15 protein-coding genes and 1 pseudogene are annotated in these 23409 nt (G+C 33.1%); 8 read left to right on the forward strand and 8 right to left on the reverse strand.

The features are described 5' to 3' along the window. Together K8N75_RS10125 and K8N75_RS10130 are read left to right on the forward strand one after the other, a co-directional pair. Positions 1–615 (forward strand): annotated as a pseudogene (locus K8N75_RS10125) (hypothetical protein); the annotation flags it as partial. Positions 616–1297: 682 nt separating this feature from the next. Then, the gene (locus K8N75_RS10130; RefSeq protein WP_223791937.1) at positions 1298–3985 is read left to right on the forward strand and encodes an Ig-like domain-containing domain; all 2688 of its coding nucleotides are present in this window, start codon (positions 1298–1300) and stop codon (positions 3983–3985) included. A gap of 278 nt (positions 3986–4263) precedes the next feature. On the opposite strand, the gene K8N75_RS10135 is transcribed toward K8N75_RS10130, so the two are convergent. The 4 genes from K8N75_RS10135 to K8N75_RS10150 form a co-directional block, all read right to left on the reverse strand. Continuing rightward, positions 4264–4593 (reverse strand): site-specific integrase, encoded by a 330-nt coding sequence (locus tag K8N75_RS10135; RefSeq protein ID WP_223791938.1) that lies wholly within the window; start codon positions 4591–4593, stop codon positions 4264–4266. Further along, a complete protein-coding gene (locus K8N75_RS10140; protein WP_223791939.1) occupies positions 4590–4889 on the reverse strand; it encodes a hypothetical protein in 300 nt (99 codons plus the stop codon). The genes K8N75_RS10135 and K8N75_RS10140 overlap by 4 nt, the downstream gene beginning before the upstream one ends. A gap of 725 nt (positions 4890–5614) precedes the next feature. Beyond that, a complete protein-coding gene (locus K8N75_RS10145; protein ID WP_223791940.1) occupies positions 5615–5998 on the reverse strand; it encodes a hypothetical protein in 384 nt (127 codons plus the stop codon). Positions 5999–6157: 159 nt separating this feature from the next. Further along, complete coding sequence (locus K8N75_RS10150) at positions 6158–6298, reverse strand: hypothetical protein (protein WP_223791941.1); 141 nt, start codon at positions 6296–6298, stop codon at positions 6158–6160. Between the two features lie 503 nt (positions 6299–6801). Between K8N75_RS10150 and K8N75_RS10155 the strand changes: the two genes are divergently transcribed. Continuing rightward, positions 6802–8907: an Ig-like domain-containing domain gene (locus K8N75_RS10155; RefSeq protein WP_223791942.1), complete on the forward strand. Its 2106-nt coding sequence runs from the start codon at positions 6802–6804 to the stop codon at positions 8905–8907. Between the two features lie 599 nt (positions 8908–9506). Here K8N75_RS10155 and K8N75_RS10160 read toward each other — a convergent pair. Next, a complete protein-coding gene (locus tag K8N75_RS10160) occupies positions 9507–9626 on the reverse strand; it encodes an ATP-binding protein (protein ID WP_223791943.1) in 120 nt (39 codons plus the stop codon). Between the two features lie 476 nt (positions 9627–10102). Next, positions 10103–11428: a CPBP family glutamic-type intramembrane protease gene (locus K8N75_RS10165; protein WP_223791944.1), complete on the reverse strand. Its 1326-nt coding sequence runs from the start codon at positions 11426–11428 to the stop codon at positions 10103–10105. Positions 11429–11622: 194 nt separating this feature from the next. Between K8N75_RS10165 and K8N75_RS10170 the strand changes: the two genes are divergently transcribed. The 5 genes from K8N75_RS10170 to cobM all read left to right on the forward strand — a co-directional run bounded on the left by K8N75_RS10170 (position 11623) and on the right by cobM (position 20271). After that, the gene (locus tag K8N75_RS10170) at positions 11623–12837 is read left to right on the forward strand and encodes a GDP-mannose 4,6-dehydratase (RefSeq protein ID WP_223791945.1); all 1215 of its coding nucleotides are present in this window, start codon (positions 11623–11625) and stop codon (positions 12835–12837) included. A gap of 141 nt (positions 12838–12978) precedes the next feature. Then, a complete protein-coding gene (locus K8N75_RS10175; protein WP_223791946.1) occupies positions 12979–14256 on the forward strand; it encodes a glycosyltransferase in 1278 nt (425 codons plus the stop codon). A 599-nt stretch (positions 14257–14855) separates the two neighbouring features. Continuing rightward, positions 14856–18320, forward strand: a complete 3465-nt coding sequence (locus K8N75_RS10180) for a right-handed parallel beta-helix repeat-containing protein (RefSeq protein ID WP_223791947.1) — start codon at positions 14856–14858, stop codon at positions 18318–18320. A 239-nt stretch (positions 18321–18559) separates the two neighbouring features. After that, the gene (locus K8N75_RS10185; RefSeq protein WP_223791948.1) at positions 18560–19459 is read left to right on the forward strand and encodes a DUF166 domain-containing protein; all 900 of its coding nucleotides are present in this window, start codon (positions 18560–18562) and stop codon (positions 19457–19459) included. A 44-nt stretch (positions 19460–19503) separates the two neighbouring features. Next, a complete protein-coding gene (cobM, locus tag K8N75_RS10190) occupies positions 19504–20271 on the forward strand; it encodes a precorrin-4 C(11)-methyltransferase (RefSeq protein ID WP_223791949.1) in 768 nt (255 codons plus the stop codon). Between the two features lie 440 nt (positions 20272–20711). On the opposite strand, the gene K8N75_RS10195 is transcribed toward cobM, so the two are convergent. Next, complete coding sequence (locus K8N75_RS10195) at positions 20712–22424, reverse strand: pseudomurein-binding repeat-containing protein (protein ID WP_223791950.1); 1713 nt, start codon at positions 22422–22424, stop codon at positions 20712–20714. 418 nt (positions 22425–22842) lie between these two features. Next, positions 22843–23409: transglutaminase-like domain-containing protein (locus K8N75_RS10200; protein WP_223791951.1), on the reverse strand; the 567-nt coding region annotated here is incomplete at its 5' end.

Below are 23409 nucleotides of genomic sequence, written 5' to 3' on the forward strand. Positions count from 1 at the left end.
GCTCAGAACTTCTACTACTCAAACAACAGACTACCCACCTACGTGAGTTACGGTAGCAGCAAGATAAACATAGACACATTTCAGAGGATGATTGCACTTCAGGGATTAGAAATTAATTTAAGAAGCGAAGGATTGAGTTCTCTTATAGGTAAACCTGTCTACATCACCAGTGACAATATTATCAACTCAACAACCGACAATGACCGGATAAACAACATAGTTAATGGTTTAAGAGCACTTGAAATAAACGCATATAATATGGGTTTAGGCCCGAACACACATATATCCGTTCTTCAATCTAGTAGTGTTCCTAACAATGCCTTGGTAATCGACATATATGGGGGTGCATGTGCAGGAACATTGTATGAAATGGGTACATCATGGTACAAGTCTATCAGAGGTACAAGAGAAGTATTCACCGTCTTTTGGCCACCAGCTAAAGTTATAACTGGATTGGCATTTTTGGAGAGGGCTCATGATGATAACTTTTCACCAGTGTCCTTTACAGGTTTAGCACATCCTGACGAGTACTTAGTAAATAACGGATACGAATATATCTACTCTGGAGATATAACCAGCATTGTAAACGCTATATTTTATCAAGCAACACATTAAATCCAGAAACAACCAGATAATTTTAGAATCCTTTGGATTCTACAATTATTTCTGGGCATTTCTCTCTGCAATCTCTACTTCAATCTTAAATTTAAAAAAAGAAATTCTAATAATCAAAATAAACTCCTTAAATTAGGAAACGCCTAACATCTATTTTCAATTTTCTGTCCCGTTTAGACCAGTATTAGATAACATGAATTGGAAATATACTATTTTATAATTATTTATATCTGTCGGAGATGTAATGAATTAACGAATTAAATATGTTATTTAACAAAAAAAAATGTTAGTTTTTAAATAATAGATATCATAAATAAATTCCGAAATAATTTATCGCAACAAACTTATAGAACATTTGATAGGTGTGTATTTCATTATATACATTTTTATTTCTCAAAAAAATGTTATTTCGTTCAAGTAAACCATGGCAAAATAAATTTTATGAATTTTATTTTATATGTATTCAATTATGTGAAAAAGGTCACATAATCCTTGTTTTTTATTTAAAAGTCTTTCTATTTTGGTTGTTATTAAACAATATATTAATAGTCCATATTGTAAATAATATCAAAGGAGGGTAAATAATTTTTTTTGTTAAAAAAAACTTTTTTTGGGAGGGGGTGGAAAGATTTATAGAATAAATAAATTTTCAATAAATGATATAAAGAATTATGATAATTTAATGGTTTTTGCAATTGTAATAACATTATTAGGGATTATTTTTGCTTTGGGTATGGGTAATGTTTCAGCTGTTCCAGGAGACACTATTTATGTTAATGGAAATAGTACACTGGGAAATGATGATTGGAATGGTGAATCTGCAACATATCAATCAGGTATAATCGGCCCGAAATATTCAATAAAAAACGCAACAGGAACAGTAAACGAAAATGGAATGGTAAACATTGCTGATGGACAATACACTGGAAGTGACTACGATGGAATTTCCATTACTAAGAACATGACGATTAATGGTCAAAGTAGAGAAGGCACTATAATAAACGGAACAGGTAACTACCAGATATTCCATATCCAAAATGGAATATATGTTACAATCAACAGCCTAACACTAACCAACGCATATTCACATCAGGGTGGTGCTATCTACAATGAGGGTATTTTGACTGTAACAGACAGTAATCTCATAAATAACACCGCAGGTCATAGTGGTGCTGCTATCTGGAGTAGTGGTACTGTGACTATAACAGACAGTAATCTCACCAGTAACACCGCATTTATGGGTGGTGCTATCTACAATAATGATGGTACTTTGACTATAACAGACAGTAATCTCACCAGTAACACCGCAGATTATGGTGGTGCCATCTATAGTTATTATCTGGGAAATGTGAGTGTTACAAATTGTACAGTCACAAGTAACTGGGCACAAATGTATGGAGGTGCTATCAACAATAATGGTATTTTGACAGTTAATAACAGCACATTCACCAGTAACACCGCACAATATTATTGTGGTGCTATCTTCAATAATCAGGGTACTGTGACTGTTAATGGCAGTACTTTCATCAGTAACACGGGTGATGGTGTTGGTGGTGCTATCTACAATAATGATGGTACTGTGATTGTAAACAACAGTACTTTCACCAGTAACACCTCAAATTCTGGTGGTGGTGCTATCTGCAATACTTTTGGTAATATAACAGTAAACAACAGTACTTTCACCAGTAACACAGCAACTGTTGGTGGTGGTGCTATCTACAATTATGTTGGTACTGTGACTGTTAATGGCAGTACTTTCACCAGTAACACCGCAAATTCTGGTGGTGGTGCTATCTACAATGATGGTGCTACTTTGACTGTAAACAACAGTACTTTCACCAGTAACTTTGCATCTTATGGTGGTGCTATCTACGCTAAGTACGATTCTGGTGATACATTGATAAACAACAGTACTTTCATCAGTAACACCGCAACTTATGATGCTGGTGCTATCTACAATGATGCTGGTGCTACTTTGAATGTGAGTTTCTGTCGAATTATAGGAAACACTCCATATGATATATATTCTAGTGGAGGTTCTTGTGATGTTGATTATAATTGGTGGGGGACTAATTATGTTGGATCCAATCCAGTTACAGCAGAAAGAGTCGTAGGGACAACTGTTTCTAAGTGGTTAGTTCTAACTACTACATCGGATCCGAACACCATTAATACTGGTGAAACCTCAAATATCACAGCTGATCTTTTACATGATCAAGATGGTGTTTACCAAGACCCTGCAGGTGGTCATGTTCCTGATGGAATTGTTGTGAATTTCGCAAGCGATGCATTAGGCACAGTTAACCCATTAACAGGTACTATGATTAATGGTGAAGCGTCAACCATCTTTACAGCAGGTTTAAATCCTGGAATATCTGCAGTAACATCTACTGTTGATGCAGAAACTGTAAATACAGATGTTACAATTAACTCAGCTGCACCTCCAGTTGTTACCAGTACAGATCCGGTTAACAATGCAGTTAATGTCGCATTGAATAAGGTTATAGAGATAACCTTCGACAAAAACATACAAATCGGAATGAACCCTTGGATAGAACTCTATGAAACAGTAACAGGAAACACAAAAACATTCACAACAAACATATTAGACAATATATTATCCATAACACCATCCTCACTACTAGCACTAGGAACACAATACTCTGTTATCCTACACTCCAACAGCATCACAGATATGGCAGGAATTGGATTAGCAGCTCCTTATACAACAAGATTCACTACAGAGGCTGCACCAGTTGTTACCAGTACAAGTCCAGTGTACAATGCATTTAATGTCGCATTGAATAAGGTTATACAGATAACCTTCGATAAAGCCATACAACTCGGAACCAATCCATGGATCGAACTCAAAACAAGCAACAGTGGAACAATAGTACCATACACAACAAACATAATAGGAAATGTACTATCAATAACACCTAACTCACTCTTAAATGCAGGAACTAAATACACAGTCATCCTACACTCCAACAGCATAACAGACATGCAAGGAAATGGTTTAAACACACCGTACACAACCATATTCACAACAACCTTACCACCAGTCGTAACAAGCACAAGTCCAATGAACAACGAAGTTAATGTGGCTGTAAATAAGGTGATACAAATCAACTTCAGCAAAGCCATCCAACTCGGAACTAACTCATGGATAGAACTCAAAAATCAATACGGACAAATAAAACCATACACAACCAGTATAAACGGTAACACACTGAATATAACAGCCAACGCAGCATTTGCAAGAGGAACAACCTACACAGTCATACTACATTCAAACAGCGTTACAAGCACAGGCGGAGCAGGACTAACAACACCATACACAACAAAATTCACAACAACCACAACATAAAATAAATTAAGTGAAATAGAGGATTAAAAATCCTCACATATTTTTTTTATGTAAATAATGGATATTTAGATCAAGTTCTAAAAAAAATAAACCTGTTTTCTGATAGTATTCTCTAAATATGAAGGATAGACCAAAAAAACTAAACAATTAACTTTGAAATACTATTTTGCCTGCATACTTTGCTTTAGATTTCCTTAAAATATTTGATTTTCAAGAATAAATCAATTTCATATAATGTTTGAAAAAAATATTTTTAAGATATTGTCCACTCTGACATATTATATCTCTTTAAAGTTTAATTTATTCAACAAAATTAAGATTGTGTATGAATTTATTGTATTCTTCTCGTAGTTTTTCGCTTGGAGTAGAAAAATAGTTCCTTGTAGTGGATCCTTTCGGTGTCCCATGAGCTGGCGTATGTAATGATGTGGCATTCCTGATTCTTCCAAATTATTATCGAAGATTTTCCTAAGAATATTGCTATGAAAGAAGATTTGTCTTCCTATAAAACCCCATTCACATTCTATATTGAGTTTCCTTAAGAACCATTGAAAAACATCACTCCTTAATCCTTTACCTGTCTTGCCCCTAAAAAGTTTATCATTCACATTTTTAGGAGGATGTTCATTAAATAAACTAAAATTTTTCTAGTAGTTTCAGGAGTGTTGAATGTTACATGAGATGTACCACTCTTAATACGTTGAATATGCCACATTGGGACCATATCCTTGCAAAAATCTTTAATTGCCATGTTATTTAATTTGTTGATTTGATGATACTCTTGTGGGATGTTTATTGCATTTAAGAAGTCTGAAACCTTAAGTTTTAATACATCACCAAGACTAATGCCGCTACTGGACATTAAAAGAATAATTGCTTGATATTTAGTGTTACAATAACTCAATGCTTTTTTAACATCTTCTTTTGTGGGTATGGCTTCTTTTTTAAGGTCTGGTATAAATGCATGATATGTGCGTTTGGGTAGATCTATTTCATAATAAGCATAGAATCCTCTGATGGTTGTAATAATGTCTTCTATTTTTTGTGGACTATAATTATGGCTAATTAGATGCTTCTGTAGATCTATGAGATGTACTTTGATTCTTCTTAATCTTTTCCTGATGCCTATGTCTTCATCAGCTTCCGCTTCCTCAATTAGTTGTTAATGTCATTCCAGTTATATTGGAATAGATACTTAGCTTTATGGTATAGCTCCGTATTGTTTCAGGTCTCAAATTGCGAAAATGGATGTATTCTCTGTATAATGCATCAAAACTAATATCTTAATATATGGGCTTATTTATAGATTTATTCATCAATACATGCCTTAATTCATAAATAAATACAATTAAAAGGCAGGAATTAAACCCAAGACCATTAGTTTACGATTCACATGCTATCTATATATGTGTATGTGTGTATGGCTATATGTATACGTATTTAAACTCATCTTTGAATTTAATAATATATATGGGCTTATTTATATATATACGTTTATATAAGATTAAATATATCCCAAAATTGGAGTTTACATTATAATTTCAATCCATTGTCTTTTATTTTTTTAATAACATCTGATAAAACAGTTTTGAATTCTTCTAAATGTTCTATATTTTCATCTGTAATACGTCAAATTAAACCATTTTTACCTTCTTTAGTAAATGTTTTTAAACTTGAATATAGCTCTATTACAGATTTTCCATCTTCTACTTTACTTAATATACTATAATATTTAATATGTATACTATTGTCGTATCTGCTTACTGGAGAATAACCCTCAAATATGCTTACTAGCTCTCCATCCAAGTTTATGTTCATTGAAAAACTAACTTGTCCCCAATTTATCTTTAAACTATTTTTATCTGAAAATTTATTAAATCGATAAAGAAACTTATTTGGTTCATCTAAAGATTCTAAAAATTCATTATCAGATATTATCTTTCTATTATTAACTGATTTTCTCATTTGAGCTTCCGTGGTTTGACCAATTACCCCTGGTACAAGTGTTTTCAATTCCTGACAATTATTTACCCAATATATTGATTAATTTCCACAGCCAATACATCTGCAGGATCCATCTGTTCATTCAAGAATTCAACAATAGTTTTAAGCTCGTTTGGAATCAAATCAACAACAAATACCATTCGTATTTTGCCAGCTCGAAGATTTGTTTTAACTTTTTCCCAATTTGTTCGGATCAATACTTAATTCTGGATCTTTACCTAAAAAATCGTTTAAATCTTCCTCATCAACTCTGGAAATTATTTCCTCCATATTAATATAAAGCACGGCGTTTGCAGCATAATCAAACATTTGACCTACTAGTTCTTTTCAAATATGATTATTAGCGCTTTTTTTTACTTCTATTATAGTGGCTCTGGAGAAGAGCTTAAATAGGAAGGTTCTAAGTTAATATCATGTGTTGAATCCATTATAAAAGACATAAATTCATTATTTCCCTAACTTATTTTTTTTACTACAAAGAGGGTGATAAATTGATGAATCCATGGCTTGCCTTAGCAATCGGTTTTGCTATAACTCTATTTATATTTGCATTTGTAGGAGGGGGCTGATAAGTCCCTATTTTTTTTAATGATGGACAGCTACCATTGCTTAATAGATGTAAATACTCTAGGAATTTAAGATAATGCGCATGATAATACCATTTATTAAACCTATTACTATTCGTGTTAATCATTATAGACATAATGTAATACAATGATTTAGGATGCCATAGAGAACAATAAATATAAAACGATGATAATACAAATTTAATACAAGGATTTTAGTGATTAAAAGATGGAGGGTGAATAAATTTGATATTAGAAAATAGGAAGTTAAAGGTTACACTTCCCCTATTGCTAATGGGTCTTGCAATACTGTTTTCATTCAGTATTCAAGCAGTATCTGCAGACCCAGCACAACTCTATGTGAATTCTAGCTCGGGAAACGACAACTACAATGGAGAATCTCCGGTATTTGTAAGTGGAATAGTAGGGCCGAAAAAAAGCATTAAGAACGCGACAAACGCCGTAATAAGTGATGGAACAGTGCATATCGCATCTGGTATCTACAATGAAAACAATATAGCTAATTTTAACAAAAATATTAATTTCATTGGAGAAAACAAATATCAAACCGTAATAGACGGAAATAAACTTGGAGGGTTATTCTCCTTAGGTGCGCAAGGGGTGACTTACAGTTACTCATTCGCCAATATGCAATTCCGTAACGGGAGTGCATTTAATGGTGGAGCAATCTCTAATACTTGCGGTAATATTTTAATTGATAACTGTATCTTCAAAAATAATATAGCATCTTATTCTGGAGCTGCAATTTACGGTTTCGGAACAGGCAGTGCTCCTGCAACTTTTACAATTAGCAACTGCAACTTCACCAACAACTCTGCAAGTCATGGGGCAATTGGTATTGGTTTGACCAGTTTAAGTGTAACAGGTAGTGATTTCACAAGTAATACAGGATCAGTAGCAAGTATAATCTGGAGTAATTTTGGTACAATATCGAATTTCCAGTTCAACCGCGTCATAGGAACAGGTAATTTAATTAGTAGTGATTATGGTGGAGATGTTAGTCTTAACTGGTGGGGTTCAAACAGTGACCCTTCAGCAAAATTAACAGGAGTAACTGCATATAATTGGCTTGTCTTACTATCCAATTCAAATCCAACTACAATTGATGCCGGAACAACTTCTACTGTAACTGCAAATTTACTTTATGATAATTGGATTTTACAAGATCCAACCAATCCTGATTTCTACTACCACGACCCTGCAGGTGGTCATGTTCCTGATGGAATTGTTGTGAACTTTGCAAGCGATGTATTAGGCACAGTTAACCCATTAACAGGTACTATGATTAATGGTGAAGCATCATCCATCTTTACAGCAGGTTTAAATCCGGGAATATCTACAATAACATTAACTGTTGATGCAGAAACTGTAAATACATATGTTACAATTAACTCAGTTGCACCTCCAGTTGTTACCAGTACAGATCCGGTTAATAATGCAGTTAATGTAGCTTTGAATAAGGTTATAGAGATAGTCTTTGACAAAAACATACAACTCGGAATGAACCCTTGGATAGAACTCTATGAAACAGGAACAGGAAACACCAAAACATTCACAACAAACATATTAGACAATGTATTATCAATAACACCCACCTCACTACTAGCACTAGGAACACAATACTCTGTTATCCTACATTCTAACAGTATAACAGATATGGGTGGAATTGGATTAGCAGCCCCTTATACAACACGATTCACAACAGAAGCTGCACCAGTTGTTACCAGTACAAGTCCACTTTACAATGCATTTAACGTCGCATTAAATAAGGTGATACAGATAACCTTTGATAAAGCCATACAACTCGGAACCAATCCATGGATCGAACTCAAAACAAGCAACAGTGGAACAATAGTACCATACACAACAAACATAATAGGAAATGTACTATCAATAACACCTAACTCACTCTTAAATGCAGGAACTAAATACACAGTCATCCTACACTCCAACAGCATAACAGACATGCAAGGAAATGGTTTAAACACACCGTACACAACCATATTCACAACAACCTTACCACCAGTCGTAACAAGCACAAGTCCAATGAACAACGAAGTTAATGTGGCTGTAAATAAGGTGATACAAATCAACTTCAGCAAAGCCATCCAACTCGGAACTAACTCATGGATAGAACTCAAAAATCAATACGGACAAATAAAACCATACACAACCAGTATAAACGGTAACACACTGAATATAACAGCCAACGCAGCATTTGCAAGAGGAACAACCTACACAGTCATACTACATTCAAACAGCGTTACAAGCACAGGCGGAGCAGGACTAACAACACCATACACAACAAAATTCACAACAACCACAACATAAAATAAATTAAGCGAAAATTAGAGGATTAAAAAAATCCTCACATATTTTTTCTATTTTTTTTAAATGTAAATAATCGGATATTTAGGATTAAGTTCTAAAAATACAGCTTGTTTTCTGATGGTATTCTCTAAGTATGAAGGGATAGCCCAAAAAATCTAAACTATTGACTTTGAAATAGTATTTTGCCGGCATACTGTACAAGGAATTATTAGTATAATATCCATTTCAGTAAGAGAACAGTCAATTCATAATATAATATCTCTATTCATAAATCTGAATTGTATAAATATGTTTTAAGAATTCTACTCTTACACTCCTAAAGTTTATTTATTTTGTAGACATAAACCTAAACTATTCATAAAAATATTAAACAAAAAAGTGTAAGAATATTATCTTTAGAGAGTTTACTCCAATGGAGAGAATCTTCTTTTACATACAATATTTTCATTGATTTAGAGGTAGATAATTTAAGTTTGAGATAAATAAAGAGTTTTTTTATTAATTTTAGAGTGTTTATCTGATGATTACTAGACTAAAACATATTAATATATGTCTTTACAATAAATGGGATATGTTTACTCATAGATGCATTTATTTAATTAGGGTTTTGAATCTATCCCAATTCCATTATCTTTTATAGAGAAAAGATATTGTGCTTCTTCTTTTTCAACAGATATGTATATCTTTGAAGTTTCTTCGATATTTAATAGCATTTCCAATTAGATTCTGAAATAACTGAATCATGGACTTGTCATTCCCCATAGATAATAGGAAAAGGATCCTGAGTGATAACAGCATTATTTTCATCTATTGCAACCTTTAAATTAGTTAATGTTTCTTCTAATACTTCCTCAAGTTTAACAGAGCTAAATTCTCTACTTTTACGAGTTACTTAGGAATAAATAAGTAACTCATTTATCATATCATCAAGGGCCGTTTAACCCTATCAACAGCAAACCCATAAATTCCTCAAAAAGAACTACGTGAACCACCTTTTTCTATGAGTGATGATCAACAAATAACCTAAAGAACATGTTAAATGGAATTTTCAGCTGAGACAAGATGGAATTATGTTCAATAGTTTGTTGAATAAACGATGCGAGTAAAATTAGTGGTATAAACGATTTTTAATAATGATCCAGAAGAAGAGAAAAAGGATCTATCAGGGTTTTTTGGTATTATTTGATTGTATAAATTAGAATAACTGAAAGAGCAGTGGTGCATAGAAGGGTATTATTAAAAAGAGGAATGTATTAGATAGTCCGTGTGAGAGAGTGATTCCAATTATACTTCTTGTTTTTTGGAAGGCATAACCATAGAACAGTGCTACAGCGAACACAAATATAAGATCATAAAAAGAATCCCATCCGATGTGGAGAGCTGTAAATAATAAAGCAGTATATAAAAGCCCTAATAATGTACCAAAAACATTTTCAGCATTTTTTTGAATAATCCCTCTGAATAAAAGTTCCTCTGCTAATCCTGTTGAAATGATCAATATGACCGAGGCAATAATCAAATTAACAGGATTTAAAGTTGCAATTAATGGTTTGGGTTGAAGTATCAAATATTCAATTGTACCCAATAATATACCGGTTAAAGCAATTAATAGTTGTATCTTTTTATTACCCCAAATTAACCCTATATGTTTTCTTGTAAGTCCTTGACTCCTCATAATAGTATATGTAGCAGCAAATAACGGTGCTGCAATAACTGGGAACCAATATAATGTAGGCACTTGCAGTAATGGTATAGAAAGACCAATAATCCTTATCATTGGCAATACCATCATGGATCTAAGTAGAATGGAGTAATTATGCGAAACATTAAATGATGAATTTATCAGAAGTGCAAAAAGTATAACAGTTTCTAAAACAAGTCCAAGTTCCTTATTCAAAAAAGTCACACATAACTCTGCAAGGATTAATCCAACCAAATATGTAACAGCAAGTATTTTCTCGTTTCTTGTTGATTTAACTTTAGAACGTTTACTAGAAACTTCCTGGATCAATTTGTTGATACCTTTTTCCCTAACGCGTTCACCCATCTTTTCAAAAATTGAAGCTGAACTTTCATATTCAATTATCGCATCTTCCCATGCATCCTGCGATTCATAGGTTCCACCTACAAGTGATTGAACAACTGCTTTTCTTTCTTGATCCTTTTTATTATCAAATTTGTTGATAGCATCTAAATAATATCCTCTTGCTTCAACAAATTTTCCTAACTTTTCCTGTATTAATCCAATTCCAGTTAGAGCATATCCTTCACCAGTATTATCTTCAGCTTGTTCATATGCTTTCAAAGATTTTTCGTAGTAATCCTGTCCATTTTTGTAGTCTTCACTTTCAACGTAGATATTGCCAATTTCCAGAAGTGTATCTGCTTCAGTTTTTTTATCATCTTCATTTTTAAGATAATCCAATGCCTTATTATAATACTTTAAAGCCTCTTCAAAAGCACCATGTTCATGAAACTTTGATCCTCTATCTAAAAATTCTTGTGCATTCTTCCGAACCATGTTTATAACCTTGAAGAGTATATTAAATAAATTGCGAAGAAACTAACATTTAATTTAATTACATTATTGGTAGATATAAATTTATCCAATAAAATTACTTGTTACTCTTTTAATATACAGTTTTGTTGAGTTCACTTCATAAGTGTCTAATTACAGAAATAAAATAAAGATATAGGAAATGGGAGATTATAAAAATGAGTTGGAATGATAAAAATATTTTAATCACAGGTGCTGATGGTTTTGTTGGGTCATATCTGGCTGAAGAACTTCTAAAAAATGGATCTGATGTTTATGGATTGATACAGAGAGGAACAGGAGATTTGTATTCTAAAAATTTAACAGATCATGGTTTAGAAAAGGACCTTAAAATTATTGAAGGTGATTTAACCGATATAACTTCCCTTGCTAATGCATTAGATGAATCAGAGCCAGATTATGTTTTTCATTTGGCTGCACAATCATTTGTACCTGCTTCATTCAAGAATCCTTTAGCAACACAAATGATAAATGGTATAGGAACTGCAAATCTTTTAGATGCAATCAGAATTAAAGAATATAATCCCAAAATAATTTTTGCAGGTTCAAGTGAAGAATATGGTATGATAATAACATCTAAAGAGCAGTATGATCATCTTAAAGCACAATATAAGAATATTTTCCCAAAACCTGAAGAAATTCCAGAACTACCCATAAAAGAAACCAATCCACTAAGACCCATGTCTCCATATGCAACTTCAAAGGTTTATGGTGATTTTTTAATGAGAAATTATTTTAATTCATTTGGATTGAACACGATTGTTTCAAGGGCGTTTAACCATGAAGGTGCTGGAAGAGGACTAATGTTTGTAACATCTGTAATCACAGATCAAGTTGCAAAACTTAAATCTGGACAAATAAATCGCATAAAAATAGGAAATCTAAACTCATTCAAAGACTGGTCACATGTAAAAGACATTATTATGGGTTATATGAAACTAGCTTTAAATGGTAAATCTGGAGATGTTTATAATCAAGGATCAATGAGAACAAATTCTGTATTGAGTTACATACTACTCAGTTTAGAACAAGCAGGTTATAATATTAATATGATAGAAACATTCAAAGGTGAAAAAAAAGTATCAAACCCCACAGAAATAGATACTAATCCCATCTTTGGTGTTAAATTCGATAAAACCCTTGTTGATCGAAAGATGCTTGAAGAGGATCTAGAATACTCAATTAAAGATAAAGGAATTAATGTATTAACAGACCATGGAAAAATTGCTGTAGAATTTAATCCAGAAAGATTCAGACCAGCAGAAGTTCCAATAATGCTTGCTGATACACGAAAGATTCAAAAAATTGGTGCTAAAACAGATTACTCCATAAAAGATATTATAAATGATCAGCTAAATTACTTAAATAAATAAATTTCAAAACATTAAAATAACTGTTATATATGAACAAAAATCAATTAATATTATTATATTTAGATTACAGGAAAATTTGGGATTAATTCATTTATAAATTTGTTAAACTTTATAAATCATTCTTTAAAAGGAGAATAATTAATGTACAAGAATAAAATTTTAGTTGTAGATGAGAAAAGATTAGATACAATTAAAATTAAAGAAAAACTTGAAAAATTCGGTTACAAAATATTAACAGCTACAACCGGTAAAGAAGCAGTAAAAATTGCAATTGAAAATAATCCCGAAATTATTCTCATAGATTTACAGCTAACAGGAAAAATGAGTGGAATAGAAGCTGTAAAAAAAATTCATTCATATCGTAATATCCCTATTATCTATATGACAGATTATTGGGATGAAGAGATATTAGAAAAAGTTAAATTAACTAATCCCTATGGTTTTATTTTAAAACCCTTAAAAATAATCGAAATCAATGCCAATATCCAGATGGCAATTTACAAACATCAATCTGACAGTAAAAAAAGAGAATTTTCAGAACGTATCACAGCCATAATACCTGCTTACAACGAACAAGTAACAATTGGAAGTGTGGTTTTAAAAACCAAAATGTATGTCAACAGAGTAATTGTTGTGGATGATGGAAGTACTGACAAAACAGTAGAAATAGCTGTTCTTGCTGGTGCGGAAATTATAAGACATAAAACCAATATGGGTAAAGGAAAAGCCCTTAAAACAGGTTTTGAAGTTTCAAAAGGTGCACAAATAATTGTGACATTGGATGCTGATGGTCAACATAGATCATCAGATATACCGAAACTTGTAAAACCCATAATAGATGGGGAAGCTGATATTGTTAATGGAAGTAGATATATTGATGGCAATGATAAAAATACCCCATCATATAGAAGAGTTGGTCAAACTGTTTTAGATAAAGCAACAAACTTCAATGCAAAAACCAAAATAACAGATAGTCAAAGTGGGCTCAGGGCATTTGCATCTTATACAATTCCTGCATTTAAATTCAGAGAAACAGGTTATGGTATTGAAAGTGAAATGATCATAGAAGCTTCAAATGCGGGATTTAAAATCGTAGAAGTTCCAATAGGAGTACGGTACGATGTTGATGGTTCTAAAATGAATCCTTTAAGCCACGGTATTGGTGTATTGGTCAAAGTTCTCCAGGATATAGAATTCAATAGACCCCTTTATTATTTCACATTACCCGGAGTTATTATGATAGCTATAGGTTTAATATCCGGTTTAATATTCTTTGGATCTTATCTCGATCATAGAAGCAGTAGTCTTGCACCAACAACATTAGCTGCATTGTTAACAATAGCTGGAACATTTATAGCATTTACTGGAATAATACTCCATTCAATTAGCAGGATGATTGAAAGAGTATTGGATAATTAAATTATGATTTTCTTATTAATAACATCATACTCTATTTTAAACCAATTCATTAAATTAAATACAAAAGCCAACTCCACATAAAGGTATTTAAATGAATATTTTATTTTTTAAATTGACAAATTTAAATTTTTATGTATCTTGAATATGCATGAAAAATCTTAAATTTCTAAAATATATTGATACTTATTCACATACATTAATCTTCTTATAACTTATTTATGAATAATTTATATCTTGATTATAATTATAAATAATAATATAAATTTTTTTTGCTTTCACAAATATTATAAATCTTATAATTAGTATTAAACCAAATTATAAATCTTAATTTTATAAATAGTTCATTATTAATTTTATAACAATTAGAAAATTGTTAGGTAATCTATATAAAGAATTTAAGGTTAATAAACAGCTTTTAATTAATTTACTTTAAATTTAATATAAATATTTGTGAATTTTATCACATTGAATTCAATAAATTTATTAAATTCTGAAGTCAATATTATAATATAAACAACTTTATGAAAAAAGTGAAATTTTATTTACCCCTTTTCGTTGTTTTATTTTAAATTTTTATTAATATAATTGGAGGTGAAAACGTGCAAAAAAAACATACAATAAAAAGCCAAAAACTTATTTTTACGCTTGTATTTACACTTATATTATTAGTGGTGGCTATGGGTGCTGTTTCTGCAGCAGATAACCCATCAGATAACCAAACTTCAATAAGTGTAAATCATGCTATACATACAGAAACTTCAACTTATCAAAACAAAAGCAATAAAGATCTATCAAACTCAACAAAATCAGCAAATAAAAATGTAAAAGATCCTCAAATATGGAACAATGGAGTTCCTGTATCTCGAGGAGGACAACCTGCAGGATATAACTGGGGAACAATACAAAACGCGATAAATAATGCACTTCCGGGCGATACTATAATGCTGGAAAATGGAGTGACATTTAGTGGATCAGGTAATACTCAAATTAGTCTAACAAAAAACTTGAACTTTGATGTTTTAGATGGAGGTACAGCTACTATTGACGGTAGCGGTAGTAGATGGGGTTTTATAGTTCATAGCGGCATTACAGCCACTTTCAACAATATCATATTCCAAAACATGTTCTATATCCTTAGTGGTGGAGCATTAGAAAATGATGGTGGAACACTTACTGTTAACAACTGTATCGTGAAAGACAATCAGGCAATAATAGATGGTGGAGCTATCTATAATCATAACAATGGTAACCTGAATGTGAATTACTGTTCAATATATAACAACCGGGCAGGTGCCGGTTCAGGTATATATACTACAGGTTCAGGCACAGTTAACATAGCAAACAACCAAATCTACAGCAACAATAATGGAGATGGTACTGGAATATGTGTTAATAGTGGAAACCCTAATATCATAGGTAACAACATCTACAGCAACTATTGGAGAGGTATCTACATCCTTAGTGGAAATGCTGCTATTTCAAACAATAACATCCACAACAACGGCCACGCTACTCGTAGCGGAGATGGTATCCATATTGATGGTGGTAATCCAGTAATTACTGGTAACAACATCAGAAACAATGCAGAAGACGGAATCCATGCAGATCTATTTACAGGAAGTTCAAGTAACCCACTTCAGATCCATTACAACAGCATAGTGGATAATGGAGAATGGGGATTACATGTAATGAACGGAGTCTATGTAAACGCAATCCACAATTGGTGGGGAACCAATGCTCCCAATTATATACGCCAACTCCTTGATCCTTCACACCCTCGTGACATATTCGAACAACGTTTAAGTTTCAGTAGCCAACGTGTTACATGGAATCCATATTTATACCTTAGAATTATGGCAAATACTCCCATATACAACGGAGATACTTCAACTGTCACAGCTTACCTTACAACAGACAACAATAATAACATAGCACCCGGAACTGTTCCAGATGGGACTACAGTAAATATCAGCTTGACTGATGGACCTTATGGAAGCCTTACACTACCATTAACACGAACTACAACTGAAGGTATAGCCACTATACTTTTCACAGCCAACGATCCAAATGCACCACATACACAAACTGTTATGGCAACAGTTGATCATCAATCAGTTACTACTGGAATTTTAATTAATCCTAAAGCACATGTGACCATGACAAAAACAAATAATGGTCCTGTATATGTTGGACAAACCGGTACATTTACAGTAACAATAAGTAATAACGGTCCCAATGATGCTACAGACGTAACAGTCACTGACCCATTTATAACAGGATTTACATACACCCCCTCAATCGGAACATATGACCCTGGAACAGGAATATGGACCATAGGAACATTAGCAAATGGTGCATCAGCAACATTAACCATTACTAAAAACCCAATGGCACCAGGCGATGTAGGAACAATACCCAACACCGCAACAGAAACACAAACAACCTTCAACCCAACACCAATAACACCACAAACATCAAATCTAATCATAAACCCAGTAGCACATGTTACTATGACAAAAACTGGCAATGGACCATTAAACGTTGGTCAGACAGGTATATTCACCATTAATATATACAACAATGGACCTAACGATGCTGAAAATATTCAAGTAACCGATCCAGTGCCTTCTGGTTTCGTTTTAGGTAGTTATTCAATTGGAACTTATGTTGGTAATGTATGGACTATTCCATTACTTGCTAATGGAGCATCTGCAACTTTAACATTTAATAGAGTTATGACATCTGATGATGCAGGTACAACCAAAACCAATACAGCAACTGAAACACAAACAACCTACAACCCAACACCAATAACACCACAAACCGCTACAATATATATAAACAACGCCGTACTATCCATCATTAAAACTGCTGATAAAGAAAGTTATAATGTTGGAAATTCAGCTATTTACAACATCGACGTAAAAAATAACGGCCCGGACACAGCTACAAATGTAGTTGTAACCGATACTTTACAATCTGGATTAACATATGTCAGCTCTACACTAGGTGGAATCTACAACACATTAACACAAACAATAACCTGGAACCTAGCAAGTTTAGCTAGTGGACAACATTTCCTTCCATCATTCACAGCAACTGTGAATACTGGAACACAAGGACAAACCATCACAAACACAGCATCGGCATACAGCGATCAAGTAACAACTCCGGTAATATCAAATCCTGCAGATATAAACGTGAACAAAGCCGTATTATCCATCAGTAAAATATCAGATAAAGCAAAATACAATGTTGGAGACTCAGTTGTCTACAATATAAATGTAACAAACAATGGCCCTGATACAGCCACTAATGTAACCGTAACAGACACATTACCATATGGAATGATCTATGTAAATTCCACAAATGGTGGAATGTGGGATCTTGTTACAAGAACCATTACTTGGACTGTAGGTAACCTTGCAAGTAGTGCTCATTTCATGGCTACCGTCACTGCTACAATTACAGCCTCAGGTGGACAATCCTTGGTGAACACGGCACAGGCCAGTAATGATCAAATGGATTATTCCGTTTCAACAATGTCCAGTATCTATATCAAAAAATGCCAACTTTATGTAAAAGTCATTCCATCCTTTGTCAACACAACAGTAGGAAAAATCTTTACTATTACATACAAAGTGGGTAACAAAGGACCTGATGAGGCAAATAATGTGGTTATGACCTTTGTCATACCTAATGGTTTAGAATTTGTAAGTGCATTCTCTCCAGATAGTGCTCAACCAACTTATGACGCCGCAACCAGAATATTGACCTGGATTATAGGAGATGTGCCTGTTGGAGATCCGATATTAAAATTAAATCTGAAAGCTCTAAAGGTTGGAACCTGTATAGTATCCTCTACATTAGTCAGCAGCACCTATTCTGATCAACCTGTTATTGTATCTGGAGTAACTGTCAATGTTCAAAAGAAAACAAATCCTCATGTCAACCCGGAAAATAACACCATAGGTATGCAAAATACAGGAGCACCTATATTGCCATTGATCTTAGCGGTACTCATGGCAATGGTTGGAATAATACTACCAACAAGGAAAAAATAAAACAGAAAATAGGAAAAACGCAAAAACTTATTTTCTCTAATTTTTTTTTATTTTTTAATATGGCAACCTATCAGAGATAGGAATTATTGAGATATTTGACTAAATTATATTATAAAAATAATATTTGAATATATATTTTATAAACCACTACTTTTTTTTATGGTGAAAATCAATCAGTAATATTAAATCTATTAATAAAAGTAATGGATTATTATCCAAATAATTTAAAAGGCTTAAAAATGAATATAAAAATATTTATACTGAGTTCTGGTGATTATGGTTCCAGAATAATTAACAACATTGCAAACAGAGGATTTGCATCATCCATAGTAGGTTTACATGAATTTTCAGAAGATCTTCCAGAATTTATTGATGATTTTAATAATTACATACCTAAAGATCTACCAGAATGCGATCTTATACTCTCATTAGGACTTAAGGGGGATATAAATATGATATTAACAGAAATAGCCTCTAAAACCGGGGCTAAATCTGCTATAGTAGAGATACATGATCCTGCCCAATTACCCATTGGACTTCAAAGAGAGATAGAGGCCTCTTCAAATGGATTAAAGATAGTTTTTGCCAAACCTTTATGTTCCCTTCAACCAGTTGGTGACAAAATAATAGATGAATTTGCAAAGTATTTTGGAAAACCTGAAATTGAAATTGATGGAGAAAGGTTTGTAAAAAAAATAAATGTTATTAGAGGAGCTCCATGCGGTTCTACATGGTATGTGGCTGAAAAGCTTGAAGGTATCCCATTGGAAGATGCAGAATTAGAATCTGGAAACAAAATCCATAACTACCCATGTATAGCTTCCATGGCCACAGATTCTATTGTAGGTGATACAATATTACATCTTGCAGGCTATAAAATCAAGGAAGCTGTTAAGGAAAGTTTGGGATTTGCAACCAGATCAGCTGTTGTTGATGAGTCATCATGTAGGGGTGGTGAAGATTGCGAACATCTCTGTATTGATATTTGTCCTAATGTTAAAATTGGAGGCAATACCATTACTGTGAATGATAATGGTAAAGCTGTTATTAACTCTGCATCGTGTGGTTGTTGTGAAATATGTATCAGAGAATGTCCTTATGGTGCAATTGAAATAATTGAAGAAAAGATAGATTTATAGAAACTTTTACAGCTAGTGATTATAAAAAAAATGGTGATTAAAAAATGGATGGAAAGGTAATTTTCATTGGAGGAGGTCCTGGTGACCCTGAACTCCTTACATTAAAAGCTTATAATGTAATTAAAAAAGCTGATGTTATTATATACGCGGGATCCCTTGTTAACAGAGATGTTTTAAACTGTGCAAAAAATGATAGTATCATAAAAAACAGTGCATCAATGAACCTGGATGAGATATTGGATCTAATGGAGAAAAGTGTTAAAAATGGTAAATTAGTTGCTCGTGTCCATACAGGAGATCCAGCCATTTATGGTGCTATAGGTGAACAAATAGAAGGTTTGAAAGAGAAGAAGATATCATTTGAAATTATTCCCGGAGTAAGTTCATTTTTTGCTGCTGCAGCAGCTCTTGAAACTGAACTAACACTACCTGAAGTGTCTCAAACAGTTATAATAACAAGACCCGAAGGTAGAACTCCCAAACCATCTGCTGAGGCTATTTCGAAACTTGCTAAACATCAAGCTACTATGTGTATCTTTTTAGGAGTGCAGATGATTGAAGATGTGGTAAATGATCTTTTAACACATTACAAACCAGAAACACCCGCTGCAGTTGTTCAAAAAGCATCATGGCCTGATGAAAAAATTGTTAAGGGAACATTAAATAACATATCTAATAAAGTGCATGAAGCAGGAATTACTAAAACTGCCATGATTGTTGTGGGTGATGTACTTGATACAGAGGGGATCACACCATCCAAACTCTATGACAAGGAGTTCACACATGAATACAGGAAGGGTCAATTAAATTAGAATTAGTTTAATTATATGCTGTTTTATTGATAGCTTTCTTCAGTATTGAAGAAGTTTTTATCCAGTCTAAATAGGATACTGACTTTTTTTCATTATTTCGTATAGTTTTTTTATTGATTAATTCTATAAGAAGCAAATTACAGAATTTGAAGGAGCAATACTATGGCAAAAGATGATTACAACTTGGATAACATGTTAAAGTGTATTTGTTTGTAAAATGTAAAGTTCAAACTTAGAAATACTTATGCTAAGAACAAAACTGAAAAGATTCAAAAAATAGAAGCAATACCTCTCTTTGAACCTAAATAGTTTCCATGACTTTACTGTGCCATGTGTAAAGCAATATGTGAAGATCTAAATTTTAGTGAAACATGCAAACCTCAAGAATAATTGTATTTCCAGTAGTAAATAAAAAAAAAGGAAAATAATTTAACCCCTAATTAAATTGCCACGTAGTTAGGTAATCTTTGATTTGTACTGTAGAAATTCATTAATTTGGAGTACATGTAGATAACCGAATCATAGCGTATGTTACCCAGAGAAGTAGCAATAAAGTTGGGTGCTCTTTTATATGTGTTTATGTATGATCTGATGTTTTCCGCGATTTTAATGTACTCTGTTTTCAGTAGGTTACCGTGGCTAAATGTTCCTTTCGGTGCTGTGGGTGCACCAACTGTTTTCAATGCTATTGCAGCAGAACTGCCGCTGTTAACATTTATAACCGAAGATGTTAAAAGGTATAAAAAGCCAGGCATTGTTATCTGCTGACCAGAAATGGTAACGTACATTGGCAGCTTATCATTATTTTCATAATATGCTCTGACTGTTTTAGCAGCCGTACCAATCTGACTCGGTGTAATGGTATTGGTTGGTGTGTTCTCAACATTAACAGCCCATAATATAAGTTTAGCCACTAAAGTAGGATTTTCTGGGGTTAATTCTGGGTGTGGTCCGCTTAAAACAGATCTTCCACTACCGTAAGTGTCACCAACTATGGCTGCATAACCTGTGTTTGTACCACTTGCATAGTTTGCAAATCTTGTAAAACCACTACCATACATCGCAGGTCCATTGTAGTGGGCCAGGGTTAATGTACCACTGGAACCTAAAAGTTGAGTGGCACTACTGGTCATTGAAACAAGAAGATTTCCTTCGTGATTGAATACTTTTGAGCTGACATGAGGTGTAATTCCCCATCCATTGTAGCTAATGCCACTACCACCAACATACTGGGAACCCGAATATGCCCCGGCACAAATTCCAAGATATCCATGGCCGCTGTAAACAAAATTTTTTATCGCAGAAGAACTGATACTGTTGATATAAATCCTACCACTTGAACCGCCAGGCATTACCAGAAGATCATATTTGGTTAAAACAGATGGAGTAATTATTCCAGACGATGCATAGGTGAACTTATATCCATGAGCAAGGTTGTTAATGTTAGCAGAATTTAAAGCATTTTTCATACCCGTCACACAGCTTGTTATTGCACCTTTTCCATTATATATTAACACTCTTATTGTTTTAGGAGTTGATTGCGTTGAAGTATTGATCTTTAATCCCTGTGTTGCTATGATCTTTTGGAATTCTGTTATGTTTATCTTGCTGGTATCGTAACTCACGTAGGTGGGTAGTCTGTTGTTTGAGTAGTAGAAGTTCTGAGCTCGGGAAATACCATCCTTCATTTGAGCCAATGACAATCTAGATACAGTTAAACTGGATTTATAAAGTGATAAACTATTTCCGGATAAATCTTTAACACTGCCTGTGTGCAGTATTAGATTATATGTAAGTCCTTCGGCTAATGGTGCTTTCGGTGTAATAGTTAATGTATTACCACTGATAGTTTTCATAATGGGTTTAATCTGCCCATAACTATTTTTAAGTTCTATCCATTGGTTTCCATATTTAACAGGTTCACTGAATTGAACACCAATAATTTTATCATTTGTAACAACAGCCTTGTCAACCGGGTCAATAGATGTTACCTCAGGTATTGTATTGTCTGTTGTTCCATTAGTTGCTGCTACAGCATTTACATTCAAAAGTAGTGCCATTCCAAATAATAATAGCACTGATAATAACAATTTTCGCTTAATTTTACCGCCTCCACGTTTGATAAACATCCAAATAACTAAATATTTGAACATTAATCCAACCTAAAATTGAATCACTTGATGATCACTTATATATGTTTTGGTTTTTTTTCCAAAAAAAGGCTATTTTAGGGCTATTTTTTTAATTTAAGACCTTCTAAATTCTTATTTAACTAACAAATTATGGATAAGCTTGTTCAGTTGGTATTTTTAACAAATGGGGTCATTTGAAACAGTATATCCTTTAATCACATTTATTTAATCCGTTTACAAATACTAATTATACATACATCATAAAAAAAACCAGTATAATGGACTTTAAATTAAAATAAAACCCATAATTCGAGTTATTTCTTAATTAAAACAAAATAAACCCTTTATTATTTAAGATGTAGATAGTTGAGACAATACTCCAATTTTTAGACAGTATTTTAAAAAAAAGAAAGAAATGATGTAATTTTTTTGATTTCATCTAAAATGGTAGTGTAGTGTATATACCGTTTAATTTATAGTTTGAAGTGTCCCAGTTTTTAACAACTCCAAGTGAATTTCTATAACTGGTTCCATCGGCAGTAACCCACTTACCATTCAAATATAACTGAGCCCATACATGGCCATACCAAGTTCCGCTTGAAAACTGGCATGTTCCATGGACGTACCTAGCTGTTATTCCAGCATTCCTTGCAAGAGCAACGAGAATGTTTGCTGTATCACAACAATTTCCTGTCATGTTTCTTAATGTGCCCTCAGCACCATACTTAGTGTTATAGTAGAAGGAATAGCTAATGTTGTCTCTAACCCAATTAAAAATACTTACTCCACTATTATATGTGGATGTAGAACCCACTATTAGTGATTTTGCAAGTGCAGCCACAGAACTTCTATCTGGTTCAACTTTTACAAAGGAATTTGCTGTTTTAATGTCTATTTTTAATCCCTGTGTTGCTATAATCTTCTGGAATTCTGTTATGTTTATCTTGCTGGTACCGTAACTCACGTAGGTGGGTAGTCTGTTGTTTGAGTAGTAGAAGTTCTGAGC

This window comes from Methanobacterium spitsbergense (genome assembly GCF_019931065.1).
GTDB lineage: Archaea > Methanobacteriota > Methanobacteria > Methanobacteriales > Methanobacteriaceae > Methanobacterium_B > Methanobacterium_B spitsbergense.

Bases quoted from the DNA above. Each gene is read 5' to 3' on its own strand.
- K8N75_RS10130 (WP_223791937.1), top strand. From the start codon at position 1,298: ATGGTTTTTGCAATTGTAATAACATTATTAGGGATTATTTTTGCTTTG.
- K8N75_RS10150 (WP_223791941.1), bottom strand. From the start codon at position 6,298: ATGTTTGATTATGCTGCAAACGCCGTGCTTTATATTAATATGGAGGAA.
- K8N75_RS10165 (WP_223791944.1), bottom strand. From the start codon at position 11,428: ATGGTTCGGAAGAATGCACAAGAATTTTTAGATAGAGGATCAAAGTTT.
- K8N75_RS10170 (WP_223791945.1), top strand. From the start codon at position 11,623: ATGAGTTGGAATGATAAAAATATTTTAATCACAGGTGCTGATGGTTTT.
- K8N75_RS10175 (WP_223791946.1), top strand. From the start codon at position 12,979: ATGTACAAGAATAAAATTTTAGTTGTAGATGAGAAAAGATTAGATACA.
- K8N75_RS10185 (WP_223791948.1), top strand. From the start codon at position 18,560: ATGAATATAAAAATATTTATACTGAGTTCTGGTGATTATGGTTCCAGA.
- cobM (WP_223791949.1), top strand. From the start codon at position 19,504: ATGGATGGAAAGGTAATTTTCATTGGAGGAGGTCCTGGTGACCCTGAA.
- K8N75_RS10195 (WP_223791950.1), bottom strand. From the start codon at position 22,424: ATGTTCAAATATTTAGTTATTTGGATGTTTATCAAACGTGGAGGCGGT.